At 63.6% G+C, this 15,532-nt stretch carries 12 protein-coding genes and 2 pseudogenes; 6 read left to right on the plus strand and 8 right to left on the minus strand.

The window, feature by feature from the left end:
• A pseudogene (locus tag CO670_RS33290) lies at window positions 1-208 on the minus strand (hypothetical protein); the annotation flags it as partial.
• Between the two features lie 60 nt (window positions 209-268).
• Here CO670_RS33290 and CO670_RS31570 point away from each other — a divergent pair.
• Window positions 269-2,029 (plus strand): adenylate/guanylate cyclase domain-containing protein, encoded by a 1,761-nt coding sequence (locus tag CO670_RS31570; RefSeq protein ID WP_097593934.1) that lies wholly within the window; start codon window positions 269-271, stop codon window positions 2,027-2,029.
• A gap of 381 nt (window positions 2,030-2,410) precedes the next feature.
• On the opposite strand, the gene CO670_RS31575 is transcribed toward CO670_RS31570, so the two are convergent.
• Window positions 2,411-3,505, minus strand: coding sequence for an AbrB family transcriptional regulator (locus tag CO670_RS31575; RefSeq protein ID WP_097593935.1), 1,095 nt, complete (start codon window positions 3,503-3,505; stop codon window positions 2,411-2,413).
• A gap of 210 nt (window positions 3,506-3,715) precedes the next feature.
• Window positions 3,716-4,617 (minus strand): annotated as a pseudogene (locus CO670_RS31580) (LysR family transcriptional regulator).
• Window positions 4,618-4,707: 90 nt separating this feature from the next.
• Here CO670_RS31580 and CO670_RS31585 point away from each other — a divergent pair.
• Entirely contained in the window at window positions 4,708-5,742 is a 1,035-nt protein-coding gene (locus tag CO670_RS31585) for an aldo/keto reductase (RefSeq protein WP_097593937.1), read from the plus strand.
• A 3-nt stretch (window positions 5,743-5,745) separates the two neighbouring features.
• On the opposite strand, the gene CO670_RS31590 is transcribed toward CO670_RS31585, so the two are convergent.
• The 5 genes from CO670_RS31590 to CO670_RS31610 all read right to left on the minus strand — a co-directional run bounded on the left by CO670_RS31590 (window position 5,746) and on the right by CO670_RS31610 (window position 9,205).
• Window positions 5,746-6,135 carry a RidA family protein gene (locus CO670_RS31590; RefSeq protein WP_097593939.1) on the minus strand — a complete coding sequence of 130 codons (390 nt, stop codon included), beginning with the start codon at window positions 6,133-6,135 and terminating at the stop codon, window positions 5,746-5,748.
• Window positions 6,136-6,151: 16 nt separating this feature from the next.
• Entirely contained in the window at window positions 6,152-6,922 is a 771-nt protein-coding gene (locus tag CO670_RS31595) for an amino acid ABC transporter ATP-binding protein (RefSeq protein ID WP_097593941.1), read from the minus strand.
• Between the two features lie 10 nt (window positions 6,923-6,932).
• Window positions 6,933-7,598 (minus strand): amino acid ABC transporter permease, encoded by a 666-nt coding sequence (locus tag CO670_RS31600; RefSeq protein ID WP_176539069.1) that lies wholly within the window; start codon window positions 7,596-7,598, stop codon window positions 6,933-6,935.
• Between the two features lie 4 nt (window positions 7,599-7,602).
• The gene (locus CO670_RS31605; protein WP_097593942.1) at window positions 7,603-8,265 is read right to left on the minus strand and encodes an amino acid ABC transporter permease; all 663 of its coding nucleotides are present in this window, start codon (window positions 8,263-8,265) and stop codon (window positions 7,603-7,605) included.
• A 91-nt stretch (window positions 8,266-8,356) separates the two neighbouring features.
• Entirely contained in the window at window positions 8,357-9,205 is an 849-nt protein-coding gene (locus tag CO670_RS31610) for a transporter substrate-binding domain-containing protein (RefSeq protein ID WP_097593944.1), read from the minus strand.
• Window positions 9,206-9,500: 295 nt separating this feature from the next.
• On the opposite strand from CO670_RS31610, the gene CO670_RS31615 reads away from it, so the two are divergent.
• From CO670_RS31615 to CO670_RS31630, 4 genes are all read left to right on the plus strand, one after another.
• Window positions 9,501-10,913 (plus strand): FAD-linked oxidase C-terminal domain-containing protein, encoded by a 1,413-nt coding sequence (locus tag CO670_RS31615; protein ID WP_097593946.1) that lies wholly within the window; start codon window positions 9,501-9,503, stop codon window positions 10,911-10,913.
• A 201-nt stretch (window positions 10,914-11,114) separates the two neighbouring features.
• Window positions 11,115-14,834, plus strand: a complete 3,720-nt coding sequence (locus tag CO670_RS31620; protein WP_097593947.1) for an AsmA-like C-terminal region-containing protein — start codon at window positions 11,115-11,117, stop codon at window positions 14,832-14,834.
• A 92-nt stretch (window positions 14,835-14,926) separates the two neighbouring features.
• Window positions 14,927-15,241, plus strand: coding sequence for a metalloregulator ArsR/SmtB family transcription factor (locus tag CO670_RS31625; protein ID WP_097593949.1), 315 nt, complete (start codon window positions 14,927-14,929; stop codon window positions 15,239-15,241).
• A partial coding sequence (locus tag CO670_RS31630; protein ID WP_097593950.1) for an SRPBCC domain-containing protein occupies window positions 15,238-15,532 on the plus strand: 295 nt, incomplete at its 3' end. The genes CO670_RS31625 and CO670_RS31630, both read left to right, overlap by 4 nt.

Below are 15,532 nucleotides of genomic sequence, written 5' to 3' on the forward strand. Positions count from 1 at the left end.
TTGCGTCCGTCAGTTGGTGGACGATCCGAAGGCAGGTTCCACCCGTCGCGTTCGGGGTGATCGTGAACGTCACCGTGCTTTCAAGGAAAGGTGGGCTGTCGCGGGCGTGCTTCGAGGCTTCACCCTTTGGGCTGCGCACCTCAGCATGAGGGAGGTTGGAGAAGCCGGGCTCGTAATAGCCGGCGCAGCATGGCCAATCGCCGAACATTAGAACGCGCGAATGTGCTACATTGCCTCGTCACGGGCTTCTTTGCAGGAGGGATCGAGAATGCAGCGCAAGCTGGCCACGATCATGGTCGGGGACTTCGTCGGCTCCACCCCTGCGATGGCAACGGACGAGGAGGGCGCGATCACCCGGATCGGCACCGTTCTCGACACCGTTCGCACGGTCGTGCAGCGGCATGACGGCCGTGTCTTCGGCACGGCGGGGGACGCGCTGCTTGCGGAGTTCGCCAGTCCCGTCAATGCCCTCAGATCTGCCATCGAGGCGCGCGCCGAGATCACCGCCCTTCCGGGATCGAGCGGCGGCGATATGCGGTTCGGCCTCCACCTCGCTGACGTCGTCGTCGTCGGCTCGGACCTGCGCGGCGACGGTGTGAATATCGCCGCGCGCATCGAGGCATCAGCGCCTCCTGGCGCAATCGAGGTTTCGGAACTGCTCTACGACCAGGTCCGGCGTGTCTCGCCTTGCGGCTTTGAAGATGTCGGTGAACGCCGACTGAAGGGCATTATCGAGCCGATGCGGATCTACCGCGTCACCGAACTGATGGACCGTCACGTCTTTCAGTTCGCCCCGACGCGATCTGTGCCCGGTGCCGCCCCATCCCTTCGCTCCAACTCGATCGCGGTGGCGCGCTTCGACGTAGCGCCGGGCGCTGTTGCGGATCAATGTTTCCTGGCGGAGGGCATTACCGATGACCTGACGCTCGAACTTAGCCGCCTCAAGGGTTTGTTCGTCAGCTCTCGCTCGGCGGCCGCCGCGCTGACGACGAAAGACCCGGTCGAGATTGGCCGCCTTCTCGGCGTCGGCTACGTCATCAGCGGTTCGATCCGTCAGGCGGGCGATGACCTGCGCATCAATATCGCGCTTGCCGAGACGGGAGAGAGGCTGGTGATCTGGTCGGACCGCATCAAGCGTCCGTTTCGCGAATTGCTCGATGTGCTGGACGAGATCATCGTGCGCGTCGCAGCAACCGTCTCGGGGCGGATCGAGCAGTCGGAACTTGCGGCAGCACGGCTGAAGCGCCCGGAAAACATGACGGCCTATGAATATTACCTTCGGGGTTTGGATCATCATCGTTTGAGTGGCGTGTCGGATTTTCACATCCATGAAGCCATGACCTGGTTCGAGCGCTCGATGGCGGCCGACCCCGGTTTCGGCCGTCCCTTCGCGATGCATGTCTGCTCGTGGAGCAATCTGGCAAGTTTCGACATCAACAAGGCCGAACAGCAGGTCGCACATGCGCTTGCTCTCGACCCGTCCGACCCTGAGGCCCATCGCATCATGGGCGCGATCAAGATGAAGTCGGCCGACTTCGTTTCGGCGCGTTACCATCACATTCGCGCCCATGAACTCGCTCCGAACGACGCTTATATTCTTGGCCGCAGCGCCGCTTTCTATGTCTATGCCGGGGAGGCGGAACACGCCCTGGAGATGCTTGATCGGGCCGAGACGCTTGATCCCTTCCTGCCCGTCTGGATTACCGAAGAGCGGGTTGCGGCGCTTTACGCGCTGAATCGTTTTGAAGAGATGATGCGCGTCGCCGTGACGCTGCCCTTCCAGACCAGGCGGAAATCGCTCTATCAGGTCGCCGCCAACATGGCCTGCGGCGATGCCGAAAGGGCTAAACTCCTGGTTCGGCAAGCCCTTTCGCTCGATCCGGCTCTGTCGGCGGCCTACATTCGCATGCAGGAAACCTATGCGGACCAATCCGTTACCGAAACCATCATCGCGCGCAACTGCGACGCCGGCCTGCCGCCGACGCCGCGCAAGTCCGCAGCCGGGAAGAACTCACTTTCGCTGAGATAGGACTGCAGCAACGCCTCCCCGCAACGTTACCAAAAGTTGTTTTGGTGTTCTCAGACACGAGAACACCAAGCAAGACAAACTCTTAAAAGCAGGCCGATATGTCGCACGACGACGCTCGAATCGTCCTTCAGCTTATTATGGTTGAGCTTGCAGCGAACCGAGGATGGCTGTCGAGTGTTCAGCGCCGGCCTGGCAAACAACGCTTTTTCCGCTAGAGCTATCGGTTCGATAACCATTCCGCCGCTGTGTCGTCGATCTTAAAGCGACTGGTGGTCATGAAGAAAGAGTTTGTCTTTATGCTGGCGCGCGACTTACCCGAACCTTCAAGATAGCCAACCCGACAAAGCTGGGTCTTAAACAGTGGGAGTGAGCTGATCTGCATCAGGCGGGATTTTCCGCGAGGCCGGAACGGCGGGCGATGAAGCGGGCGAGTGCCGGGCCGATCAGCAGAATGACGAGGAAACGGCCGGTTTGCATCGCCATCACGAAGGGCACGTCGACATCGCTCGAGGCGGCGATGATGGCGACGGAATCGGCGCCGCCGGGGCTGGTGGCGAGATAGGCCGTCAGCGGATCGATGTCGGCGAAGACGTGAAGGGCGGCCGCCATGCAGCCGCAAAGCGCCATCAGCACCACGATGCAGGCGGACACGCGCGGCAGGGCGCGCGCCACGTGGCTGATGATCGAGCGGGTGAAACGCAGGCCGATGCTCCAGCCGACGAGCGCATAGGCGATGGCGAGCAGCCACATCGGCAGCTCGATCTTCAAAAGGCCGACGCCCTGCAGGAAGGCGCCGAGAAAGAGCGGCACGATGATCATGCCGCCCTGGATGCGCAGGCGGCGCACGCCGTAGGCGCAGAAGCCGGCGAAGGCGAGGGTCGCCGCAAGGGCCGGCCAGTCGACTGCGGGGAAGAGGACGAGGGGCGGCGGCTCGGCGCCGTCTGCCGCTACCCAGAGGCGCGAGATCACCGAAGCGCCGACCGCGACGAAGACGACGCGCAGATACTGCATGAAGGCGACGAGGCGGGCATCGGCGCCATAGGCTTCCGACATGATGACCATGGCCGACGCTCCGCCCGGCGAGGAGCCCCAGACGGCGGTCGTCCCGGGCAGCACCTGCCAGCGCGTCAGGAGCCAGCCGAGGCCGGTGGCGATGGCGATAACAGAGAAGATGAACAGCAGGAAGAGCGGCGCGTCCTTGACCATCGTGCCGAGAATATCAGGCGTGACGGTGCGCGCCATCATCAGCCCGACGAGAACCTGGGCGAGTTGCAGCGGCCAGAGCGGCACGCGGAGCTTTCCCTTGCCGACGGTCAGCGCCAGAATGATTGCCGCCACCATCGGCCCGATCAGTAGCGAGGCGGGCAGGGCGAAGAGTTCGAGAAAGACGGTAAAGGCGGTGGAAAGCGCAAGCAGCAGCGCCCATTTCGGCAGGCCGGCATCCCGCAGCAGGCGGCGTGCGTGGCTGATTGGCATGATTCCCCATGTCTTTTCCGGCCGGTGCAAGCCCTGAGGCTGAAGATGGGAGGAAGCTCCGGCATGACGAAGAGAGGCCGGCTCAAGGGCCGGTCGGCGCGGCTCCGGTATAGGCGGGTGCCGCAAGCGCGGTCAATTGCGAAATCTGGCTTCCCGGCGATCCCTGATGCGAATTCGATTCAAGCCGTCGCTTCAAGTCATTGATCTCTCTCAGAGACGCACATGGCTCACGAGGAAATCGAGCAGGGCGCGCACGCGCGCCGGCAGCGGTCCGCCCTGGCCCATATAGAGGGCGTAGAATTCCTCGGTGTCGCCGGGATTGGCCGCTTCCAGCACCGGCGCCAGCCGGCCGGCTTCGATATCGGCGCGCACGGTGAAGGCGGCCAGCCGCGCCAGACCGGCGCCGGCGAGCGCGAGATGGCGCATGGCTTCGCCGTCTCCCACCTGCACGCCCGGCGTGATCGGCACCGTCACCGTCTCGCCGTTCTCGCGGACCGGCCAGCCCTCGACGGCGCGGGCGTAGGAAAAGCCGATGCGGCAATGGCGGCGCGATCGGCAACGCTCAGCGGTTCGCCGTGCCGCCTGAGGTAATCCGGCGAGGCGACGATGATCTTTCTGGCGGTGCCGAGCTTGCGGGCGGTGAGGCTGGAATTTTTTAACGGGCCGGTGCGGATGGCGACATCGGCGCGCTCCTCCATCAGGTCGATCACCTTGTCGGTGTGGGAAATATCCAGTGTCACGGCGGGATGAAGCGCCATGAAGGCCGGCAGGAGCGGCGCCAGCACGTGATTGCCGAAGGAGCCGCTGGTGTTGATGCGAATGCGGCCCGAGACTTCCTCGCCTGACGAAGCCTGGCGCTCGGCCTCGGCGATATCGGCGAGGATGGCAACGCTGCGCTCGTAGAAGGCGCAGCCCTCCGGCGTCAGCTGCAGCTTTCGGGTGGAGCGGTTGACGAGGCGGGCGCCGAGGCGTGCTTCCAGCCGGGCGACGAGTTTGCTGACGGCCGAGGGCGTCATGCGCCGCGCCGTGGCGGCCGCGGAAAAACCACCGCGCTCGACGACGCTGACGAAGACCTCCATTTCGCCGGAGCGGTTGATGTCCTGACGACTCATGATGAATTCAAGTCACAGATGATGTGCTGCAAGGCAATCTATATCAACGGAGCGGCCGGGTCTATCTCAGGAGAAGAAGGAGACAGATCCATGGAATACAGACATCTCGGTGCATCCGGCCTCAGAGTGCCGGCTTTAAGTTTCGGCGCGGGCACCTTCGGCGGCAGCGGCCCGCTGTTCGGTGCATGGGGCAATACCGATGCCGGGGAGGCGCGGCGGCTCGTCGACATCTGCCTCGAAGCCGGCGTCAACCTCTTCGATACAGCCGACGTCTATTCGGCCGGTGCTTCGGAAGAGGTGCTCGGCCAGGCGATCCGCGGCCGGCGCGACGGCGTGCTGATCTCGACGAAAACAGCACTGCCGATGGGCGAGGGGCCGCAGGACTGGGGCACCTCGCGGGCGCGGCTGATCCGGGCGACGGAGGATGCGCTGCGCCGGCTCGGGACCGACTATATCGACCTGTTGCAACTGCACGCCTTCGATGCCTCGACGCCGGTGGAAGAGGTGCTGTCGACGCTCGATCTCCTCGTGGCATCGGGCAAGATCCGCTATACCGGCGTTTCGAACTTTTCCGGCTGGGAGCTGATGAAGTCGCTCGCGGCGGCCGAGCGCTTGGGCTATCCGCGCTACGTCGCCCATCAGGTCTATTATTCGCTGGCGGGGCGCGATTATGAATGGGAGCTGATGCCGCTCGGCGCCGACCAGGGTGTCGGCGCTCTCGTCTGGAGCCCGCTTGCCTGGGGGCGGCTGACCGGCAAGATCCGCCGCGGCGAACCGCTGCCCAAGGCCAGCCGGCTGCACGAGACGGCGCAATACGGGCCGCCCGTCGATGAGGCAAAGCTCTACGACATCGTCGAGGTTCTCGATGCCATCGCCGCCGAGACCGGCAGGACCGTGCCGCAGATCGCCATCAACTGGCTGCTGGGACGACCGACGGTTTCGAGCGTCATCATCGGCGCCCGCAACGAGGAGCAGCTGCGGCAGAACCTCGGCGCGGTCGGCTGGAGCCTGTCGAAGGAGCAGATCGAAAGGCTCGATGCCGTGAGCGCCGTCACGGCGCCTTATCCCTATTTCCCGTATCGGCGGCAGGAGGGCTTTGCTCGGCTCAATCCGCCGATCGTTTAAGGCTCAGCGCCTGTCGGCGCGATAAGCGATGCAATCGACCTCGACCTTGCAATCGACCATCATCCGCGACTGGACGCAGGCGCGGGCCGGCGGGTGCTTGCCGAAATATTCGGCATAGACGCCGTTGAAGCTCCAGAAGTCGCGCGGATCGTCGAGCCAGACGCCGACGCGCACCACGTCGTCAAGCCCGTAGCCTGCCTCATGCAGGATGGCGATCAGGTTTTCGATCGCCTTGCGGGTCTGGGGAACGATGCCGCCGTCGATGATCTCGCCCTTTTCCATCGGCACCTGGCCGGAGACGTGGAGCCAGCCGCCGGCTTCCACTGCACGCGCAAAGGGCAGGGGCTGACCGCCGGCGCCGGTTTCTCCGGCGCCGTAACGCTTGATCGTCATGGGATCTCTCTCTTCTTCAATTGAAACTGGATGTTTTCAGGAATTCCGCCAGGCGCTGCGTCTTCGGCTGCACGAACATCTGCTTAGGGTCGCCTTCCTCGCAGATCACGCCCTTGTTCATGAAGATGACGCGGGAAGACACTTCGTAAGCGAAGCGCATTTCGTGGGTGACGAGCAGCATGCTCATGCCGTCGGCCGCCAGCCCCTTGATGACCTGCAGGACTTCGCCGACGAGCTCCGGATCGAGCGCCGAGGTGACTTCGTCGAACAGCATCAACCGCGGGTTCATGGCGATGGCGCGGGCGATCGCGACACGCTGCTGCTGGCCGCCGGAGAGCTGGCCGGGGTAATGATCGGCGCGCGACGCCAATCCCACCCGGTCGAGCCATTTCTCGGCGACGGCGCGCGCCTCGTCGCGCGGCATCTTCTTGACCTTGACGAGGCCGAGCATGACGTTGCGGGCCGCCGTCATATGCGGAAACAGGTTGAACTGCTGGAAGGCCATGCCGGTCAGCGCCCGCTGGCGGGCGATTTCCTTCTCGCTCTTGCGCCGGCGCACGCCGCCGGACTGCTCGTAGCCGATCTCTTCGCCGTCGAGCAGGATGTGCCCGCCCTGGAAGTCTTCCAGCATGTTGATACAGCGCAGCATCGTCGTCTTGCCGGAGCCGGAGGAGCCGATGATGGAGATCACCTCTCCCTGCTGCATGGTGCAATCGACGCCCTTCAGCACCTCGACCGTGCCGTACTGCTTGTGAAGCCCCTGAATTTCGAGAAGTACCTTGCTCATGACCGAGCCCTCACGATGGAACGACCGTCTTGCGCTCGACATATTTGCCGAGGCGCTCGATGCCGTAATTGATGACGAAGTAGAGAAGCCCCGCGAAGAAATAGAACTGGAGGCTGAGGAAATTGCGCGAGATGATCTCCTGCGTGCGCAGCAGCAGTTCGGCGACGCCGATGACCGAAAGCAGCGTCGAGGCCTTGACCATTTCGGCCGCCGTATTGACCCAGGCGGGCAGGAACTGGCGCAGCGCTTGCGGCCAGAGCACATAGGCGAAGGTCTGATTGAAGGTCAGCCCGATCGCCTTGGCCGCTTCGGTCTGGCCCTTGGGGATCGCCTGCAGGCCGCCGCGCACGATCTCGCCGACATGCGATGAGCAGAAGACCGCGAGCGCCAGCACGCCGGCCTGGAACGGGCCGAGCTCGATACCGACGGTGGAAAGCACGTAATAGCTCGCCAGCACCAGCACCAGAACCGGCGTTCCCCTGATGAAATCGGTGTAAGCCCGCACGATGAGGCGCAGCACGCGGTTGCCGTAGACGAGCGCCAGCCCGACGAGCACGCCGAGCAGCGACCCGATGACGATCGCCAGCAGCGAGATCGAAACGGTGACGCCGAGCCCCTTGAGGATGACGAAGCGGGCGATCCAGAGCTGGTCGAGAAAAGCAGTAAAACCCATCATGACATCACCTCGGGACGGCAAGCCGGCGCTCGACGACGCGCATCAGCGCGGCGAGCACGGAGCAGGTTGCGACATAGAGGCCGGAGGCGACGATCCAGGTTTCGATGACGCGGAAGGTTTCCACATTGATCTTCCTTGCTTCGAAGGTGAGTTCAGGCACTGCGATCGCGGCGGCGAGCGAGGTATCCTTGAACAGCGAGATGATCGTCGAAGACAACGACGGCAGGACGTTGCGCAGCATCAGCGGCGTGATGATCGATACGCGGATCTGCATCGGCGTCAGGCCGATCGCGAGACCCGCTTCCGTCAGCCCCTTCGGAATGGAGAGCAGGCCGGCCCGGAACACTTCAGCCAGATAGGCGCCGGAATAGATCGACAGCACCGCGATGAAGCTCTGGATCTTGCCGATCCTGAGGCCGAGCTGCGGCAGCGCGAAGAAGGCGAAGAGAACGAGAACCAGGATCGGCAGGTTGCGGATGATGGTGACGTAGAGTGCTGCGGGGCGCTGCAGCCAGCCGCTTTTCGAGATGAGCGCGAAGGCAATGATGAGGCCGATCGCTGCGCCGATGAGAATGGAAATAAAGGCGAGGCCGAGACTGAGCAGCAAACCTTCGAGCAACTGATCGAAGCTGCGCCAGACGGCAGCGAAATTAAGCGTATAACCCATGGCGCAATCCTGCAATCAAGGGTGAAGAACGGGCGGAGGAGACCTCCGGAGGGGAGAACGTTCCCCGGAGGCCCCTGCCGTCCCAGGCGACTTACTTGTATTCGACCGGGAAGCCGATCTGCGGCGGGGTCAGATCCTTGCCGAACCAGGTCTTGAACGACTTGGCATAGAAGTCGAATTCGACGCCGGTCATCGCCTCGTGCAGGGCTGTGTTGACGAAATTCAGCCAGTCCTGATCGCCGCGCTTGACGCCGCAAGCGTAGGTTTGCGGGTTCCAGCCGTAGCCGGCATCCTTATAGCGGCCTGGGTTCTGCGTCATGTACCAGGCAAGCGACGACTGGTCGGTGGCGACGGCATCGGCGCGGCCCGATTCCAGCGCCTGATAGATCAGATCGACGGATTCATATTGGTCGACGGTCGCCTCCGGCAGGGCCGCATGCACCATGGCTTCGGCATAGACGTTCTGCAGCACCGACACCGTGACGGAGGAGCCGGCCGCCTTGAGCGCGGCATAGTCGGCATATTTGCCGTCCGACTTCAGCATCAGGCCGACGCCCTCGCGATAGTAGGGGATGGTGAAGGCGATCTGCTGCGCGCGCTCGCCGGTGACGGTCATGAACTGGCAGGTGATGTCGACCTTGTCGGTGGTGATGTTCGGGATGCGGGCATCGGACGACTGGTTGACGAACTCGATCTTTTCAGGGTCGCCGAACAGCGCCTTGGCGACGATGCGGCCCATGTCGACGTCGAAGCCCTGAAGCTTGTCGTCGGCACTCTTGAAGTGCCACGGCGCGTTGGTGCTGCCGGTGCCCATGACGAGATGGCCGCGGGCCAGCACTTCATCGAGCTTGCTCTTCGGCTCCTGGGCGGCGGCAGGCATGGCGGAAAGAACGAGAGCGGTGGCCAGCGAAAGCGCGCTGGTGCGGAGCGAGACGGTCATGATGGTTCCCCTTGTTTGAACGCTCAATTTGAGAATCCAATATATTGGACATGTGTCTTGTTTATTGGATTGGCCTATCGAGCGGCATGACCGATGACTTGTCAATAGGCAGGTTCAAGAAAAAGGCATGACCGGCGCGCGGGCAGGGCGGAAGGGCCGGGAGGCGGGCCGCTACAACAAAGGGGGAATGAAAACTTCTGCCAATCTTAACTGGACAGCCGCTTTGACTTGCCCCATACCCGGCCTATCTGCGAAAGAGGATAAGCATCCGCGGAATGGCAGGGAGATCAAAGGGATGGCGCTGAAGGACGCGAAGGCCGGCATACGCAACGAGGTGGGGATATCAGCCGTGCTCGGCATTCTCAAGCAGAGCTTCGGCGAGCGCTTCCAGACCGGCCAGTCCTTCCGGGCCCAGCATGCCCATACGACGACCTATATCCCCTCGCAGCTGCCCGACGGGGTGCTGTTTGCCGAAAGTGCGGACGATGTGAAGGCGGCGGTGAAGGCTTGTGCCGCCCACAAGGTGCCGGTGATCGCCTTCGGGACCGGCTCCTCGCTGGAAGGGCAGATCAATGCCGCAAGCGGCGGCATTTCCATCGATTTCAGCCGGATGAACCGGGTGCTCGAAGTCAATCCCGAAGATCTCGACTGCACCGTCGAGCCGGGTGTGACGCGTGAAGAGCTGAACGTCTACCTGCGCGATACCGGCCTGTTCTTTCCGATCGATCCCGGCGCCAACGCCTCGATCGGCGGCATGACCTCGACGCGGGCCTCCGGCACCAATGCCGTGCGCTACGGCACGATGAAGGACAATGTGCTCGCCGTCACCGCGGTTACCGCCAATGGCGAAGAGATCCGCACGGCCCGTCGCGCCCGCAAATCGTCTGCCGGCTACGACCTGACGCGGCTCTTCGTCGGCGCCGAAGGCACGCTCGGCATCCTGACCTCGGTGACGCTGCGCCTGCAGGCGATCCCGCAGAAGATCGCCGGCGGGGCCTGCGCCTTTCCGAGCGTCAAGGCCGCCTGCGACGCCGTCATCATGACGATCCAGATGGGCATTCCAGTGGCGCGCATCGAGCTGCTCGATGCGGTGCAGATGCGGGCCTGCAATGCCTATTCCGGGCTTTCCTACACCGAGAGCCCGACGCTCTTCCTCGAATTCCACGGCACCGACGAAACCGTGCCGCTGCAATCGGCGGCCTTTGCCGAGATCGCAGCCGAATGCGGCGGCGGGCAATTCCTGTGGACCGCCAATCCCGAGGAGCGGACGAAGCTCTGGAAGGCACGCCACGACGCCTATTGGGCCTCGAGAGCGCTGGCGCCCGGGCTTGCCGCACTTTCGACCGATGTCTGTGTTCCGATATCGAGGCTTGCCGATTGCGTTTCTGAAACGCAGGCGGACATCGAGGAACATGGGCTGCTCGGCCCGATCGTCGGCCATGCCGGCGACGGGAACTTCCATGTGCTGCTGCTGTTCGACGACAAAAGCGCCGAAGATATTGCCAAGGCCGAGCGCTTCGTGGAGCGGCTCAACAGCCGGGCGCTCGAAATGGACGGAACATGCACCGGCGAACACGGGATCGGGCAAGGCAAGATGGCATTTCTCGAGCAGGAGCTCGGAGGCGCGGTGGATCTGATGCGACAGGTGAAACGGGCGCTCGATCCGGACGATATCTTCAATCCCGGCAAGATCTTCCGCCATGGCTGAAAACGAACATCCTCATGAAGTTGGGCCTTGCCCCCGGCATGAATAGCGCTAGAACAGGATGATTTCAGGCTGCGGCGGCCTGATGTCTGAATCCTGTTCTTCATTAAAGGGTTAGAGAATGATGTCGCCCGAAAACCACGAACGCTTTTCGGCATCATGCTCTAGCGTCGGCAACACCATCCCGAACGGAGACTCCTTGCATTGGTAGGCCGGTTCCTCGTCTTTCTGGGGGGATTGATCGTCGTAGTGCTCTTCGTGGCGCTGCTTGCGCCGCTGTTCATCGACTGGACGGACTTCCGCAAGAACTTCGAGGATCAGGCAAGCCGCATCATCGGCAAGAAAGTCACCGTCTACGGCACGGTGGATGCAAGGCTCCTGCCATTCCCGTCGGTCACGCTGCACGACGTGCGCGTCGGCCAGGAGGCGGACGGCACGCCGATCGTCAAGGTCGAGCAGTTCTCCATGGATGCCGAGCTCGCGCCCTTCCTGTCGGGCGAGGCGCTGATCTTCGACATGCGCGTCGTCAACCCGAAGGTGCGCCTGAGATTGCTGAAAGACGGCGCGCTCGACTGGATGCGCGGCAGTCGCCCGGAAATTCCGGCAAAGACCGTCGTTCTCGAAAACGTGCATGTCAACGGCGGCGAGATCGAGTTCATCGACGATCAGTCCGGCCGCTCTCGCCATGTGACCGGCCTCAATGCGGAAATGTCGGCAAAATCGCTTGCCGGTCCCTGGCGCATCGAAGGCGATGCGGCGCTCGACGGCGAGCACGGCAAATTTTCGATTTCCAGCAGCCAGCCGGACGAGAAGGGCGTGCTGCGCATGCGCACGAAGCTTTCGCCGGACAAACATCCCGTCAGCGTCGATCTCGACGGCGAGTTGAAGCTCGTCGACAGCAAGCCGAATTATCAAGGTCAGCTTTCGGCGGCGGTCGAAAACCGCAACGGCGCGAAGTCGGCCAACAAGAACGAGCAGCCGCCGCGCGTCAAAGGCCGCTTCGAGCTGACCAACGAACGCATCCGCATCCCGGAATACCGCATGGAGATCGGCCCGACGGACGATCCCTACATCATCACAGGCGAGGCGACGCTCGATACCGGCAACGCGCCGGAATTTCTGCTGACCGCCGACGGGCAGCAGATCGACGTCAACCGCATCGGCAATCAAGGCTCTTCCGGCAAGACGACGCGCGATCCGGCGGTTTCGGCGCGCCAGCGGCTGAGTACGCTGATCGATATCGTCGCCCAGGTGCCGATCCCGCAGGTGCCGGGAAAGGCGAGCGTCAAACTGCCGGCAATCGTCGCCGGCGACACGACGCTGCGCGACGTGCAGCTGGAACTCGAACCGGCCGGCACCGGCTGGATGATCGACAGCGCCACCGGCACCCTGCCGGGACGCACGCAGGTGGAAGGCAAGGGCAAGCTCCTGCTCAAGGACGAGCCCTCGTTCAACGGGCAGATCGTCGTGGCCTCCAGCCAGCCGACCGGGCTTGCCTCCTGGCTTGCCGGCTCGGTCGATCCGGCTATCCGGCAGCTGCGGCAGGCGGGTTTTTCCGCCAATGTCAGCCTGACGCACGAATTGCAGCGTTTCGAAAATCTCGAGGTCGCCATCGGCCCGGCGACGCTGAAGGGGCGGCTGGAGCGGCAGGCGGTCTCCGGCCAGACGCCGACCATGTCGGTGGCGCTGAATGGCGACACGCTCGATCTCGACGCGCTGCAGGCGCTGACGGGGCTGCTGACCGGCCAGGAGGCCGGCGACAGCGTGCTTGACCACAAGATCGCCGCCCAGCTGAAGGCCGACAAGTTCACCGCCTTCGGCGTCGAGGCGGAGAATGTCGAAACCACCTTCACGATCGCCGACGGCGCGCTCGCGGTCGACCGGCTGGCGATCAAGAATATCGCGGGCGCCGAGCTGACGGCGACGGGCAGGGCGGAAGGCTCGCTGCTCGATTATAAGGGCGCCGGCGAAATCACCTTCAAGTCGGCCGATCCGGGCGGCTTCTTCACCATGCTGCGCGAGCACCTGCCGCATCATCCGGTGCTCGACCGGCTGGTGCGCAATGCCGGCTGGTACGGCAATACGGCGCTGCGCGGCGCGCTGACGCTCGGCGGCGACGAGGGCAATGCGCTGACGGTGACGCTTGCCGGTGTGGCGAACGGCAGCCGCGTCAATCTCGATTACCGCATGTCCGATCTGCTGGCTTTGACCGGCAGCGGCACGACGAGCCTCGAGGCGACGCTCGAAAACGCCGTGCCGTCGATCCTGTTCGGCCAGGCGGGGCTCGATCCGCTGCCGGTCGATGTCGGCGCCAATGGCCGCCTGACGCTCAAAGTCCAGGCTTCGGACAATGATCCCGCCGAGGCGGCGCTGACCTTTGCGACCGACCGGACCTCCTTTACCGCCAATGGCAAGGTCGATGTCCGGCCGGACAGCTTCATGAACGGAAAGATCGCGCTGTCGCTCGATAGCGCCGATCTCGACCCCTATCTCATCATGAACGGCATTGCCTTGCCGCAGACCGGGACGGGGCTGCCGTTCGGCCTGCAGGCCAAGGCCGCCATCGACGGCGACAAGATCGTGCTGTCCGATCTCAAGGGCCATGCCGCCGACAATGAATTTTCAGGGGCGCTGACCTTCGATCGCAAGGCTGCGAAGACGACGGCGCGCGGCGAGCTGGCGCTCGCCAAGGCCGATGCCGGCTGGCTCGGCGAGGCGGTGTTCGGCCAGATCGTCGATCCCGCCAACGGCGCGCTGACGAAGGCGCCGCTCGGCATGCCCGTTTTCAAGGACCTCGACGTCAATGTGAAGCTTTCGACGAAGGAGTTCTGGCCCGGCCTGCCGGAAACGGCGGTCTCCGACTTCACCAGCAACGTCGTCTATAAGGGCGACGAGCTGCAGCTCAACGACATGACCGGCAACTGGGATGGCGGCAAGCTTTCCGGCAACCTGCTCTTCACCAATGCCGACGGCACCGGCTTTCTGCAGACGAAGCTTTCGCTTGCCGATTCCGATCTTGGTGGCGTCGTGTGGCTGCGCGACGGCGCGCCGATCGCCAACGGCAAGTTCGGCCTGTCGCTGTCGATGGAAGCCTCGGGCAAGACCATCGGCGAGATCGCAAGCTCGCTCAACGGTTCCGGAGAGCTGAGGCTTGGGGAAAGCAGCATACGCGGACTTAACCTCGCCATCCTGCCGCCGCTGCTTGCCGCAACCGATCCGATGCAGGAGCAGATCAATGCCGGCAAGGTGCATCCGATCGTCGAGACGCTGCTCAGCAACGGCGAGGCGAAGCTGCCGCCGCTCGGCATCCCCTTCAACATCGCCGATGGGACGCTGAGGGTGCAGAATGTCAGCGTCGCCAACGATCTCGCCCGGATCACCGCCGATGCGCAGATCGCGCTGCCGGAAAAACGGATCAGCGCGACGCTCGGCGTCGGGCTCGATCCGGGCAAGGAAGCGCTTTCCGGCGCCGAACCGTCGCTCCGGCTGAATTTCTCCGGCATGCTGATGTCGCCCGGCAAGACGATGGATGTGACCGATATCACCAGCTATCTCTCGCTGCGCGCCTTCGAGCGCGAGCGCCGCCGTGTCGAGCGACTGCAGGCGATCGTGCTGGAAAAGCAGCGGCTGCGCCGCGAGGTGGCGCTCTACCGGTTCAACGATGCCGAGCGCGTCAAGGCGGTCGAGATCGAGCGGCAGCGGCAGGCAGAGGAAGAGCGTCTGCGCACGCTGGCGCAGAAGGCAGCCGAAGAGAAGGCTGCCGCCGAGGCCGAAGCCGCGCGCGCGGCGGCGGAAGCCAAGGCCAAGGCGGATGCCGAGGCGAGGGCGGCTGCCGAGGCGGAAGCGGAAGCGGCGCGGCGCGCCACCCAGCTGCCGCCCGGTTCGCTCAATTTCGACCAGGTGCCGGGCGTTCAGGCGCAATAAGCAGCTTCGGCGATTTAGCCGCGAATGTCAGGATTTCCGCGACCCCGTCGAACGGGCTTGCGAATCGCATAAGCGCGTGCTTATGTGTTGGCATGATCGAGAATGATATTTTCCGAGCTTTGGCAGACCCGACCCGCCGCGTGATTTTCGAGAAGCTGGCGGGCGGGAGCATGAACGCCAGCGCCTTGCGTGAAGGCATGGAGATCAGCCAGCCGGCAATGTCGCAGCACCTTGCGGTTCTGCGGAGTGCAAAGCTCGTGAGGGAACAACGGCAGGGGCGTTTCGTGAATTACGAAGTCGACCCCGATGGGTTGGCTCTCATCGCCCAGTGGCTCGCAAAATACCGCGCCTATTGGCCGGAGCGTATCGCAGCACTCAAAGTCTTGCTGAAGGACATGGATCAATGAACGAAGGGAAGACCAAGGAGCAGGAGAGCGGCGTCGCGTTGGAGTTCGACTTGGGCGATCCGCCGCAAAAGGTCTGGCGTGCCGTCACCATTCCCGAACTTCGGGAAAGGTGGTTGCCGAAGGAAGCATTGGCCGATCCCGATGCGATCACCGTCACCCCCGGCCAGGAAGTTCGCTACAGGCTGCGCGACGACAGCCCACCTTTCCTTGAAAGCACCGTGACGTTCACGATCACTCCGAATGCCACTGGCGGCACCTGCCTTCGGATCGTCCACCAACTGACGGACGCAA

Source organism: Rhizobium sp. J15 (assembly GCF_002531825.1).
Classification (GTDB): Bacteria; Pseudomonadota; Alphaproteobacteria; order Rhizobiales; family Rhizobiaceae; genus Rhizobium.

What these genes read in the sequence shown, in the direction of transcription:
- CO670_RS31570 (WP_097593934.1), top strand. Translation starts at nt 269, where the DNA reads ATGCAGCGCAAGCTGGCCACGATCATGGTCGGGGACTTCGTCGGCTCC.
- CO670_RS31575 (WP_097593935.1), bottom strand. Translation starts at nt 3,505, where the DNA reads ATGCCAATCAGCCACGCACGCCGCCTGCTGCGGGATGCCGGCCTGCCG.
- CO670_RS31585 (WP_097593937.1), top strand. Translation starts at nt 4,708, where the DNA reads ATGGAATACAGACATCTCGGTGCATCCGGCCTCAGAGTGCCGGCTTTA.
- CO670_RS31590 (WP_097593939.1), bottom strand. Translation starts at nt 6,135, where the DNA reads ATGACGATCAAGCGTTACGGCGCCGGAGAAACCGGCGCCGGCGGTCAG.
- CO670_RS31595 (WP_097593941.1), bottom strand. Translation starts at nt 6,922, where the DNA reads ATGAGCAAGGTACTTCTCGAAATTCAGGGGCTTCACAAGCAGTACGGC.
- CO670_RS31600 (WP_176539069.1), bottom strand. Translation starts at nt 7,598, where the DNA reads ATGATGGGTTTTACTGCTTTTCTCGACCAGCTCTGGATCGCCCGCTTC.
- CO670_RS31605 (WP_097593942.1), bottom strand. Translation starts at nt 8,265, where the DNA reads ATGGGTTATACGCTTAATTTCGCTGCCGTCTGGCGCAGCTTCGATCAG.
- CO670_RS31610 (WP_097593944.1), bottom strand. Translation starts at nt 9,205, where the DNA reads ATGACCGTCTCGCTCCGCACCAGCGCGCTTTCGCTGGCCACCGCTCTC.
- CO670_RS31615 (WP_097593946.1), top strand. Translation starts at nt 9,501, where the DNA reads ATGGCGCTGAAGGACGCGAAGGCCGGCATACGCAACGAGGTGGGGATA.
- CO670_RS31625 (WP_097593949.1), top strand. Translation starts at nt 14,927, where the DNA reads ATGATCGAGAATGATATTTTCCGAGCTTTGGCAGACCCGACCCGCCGC.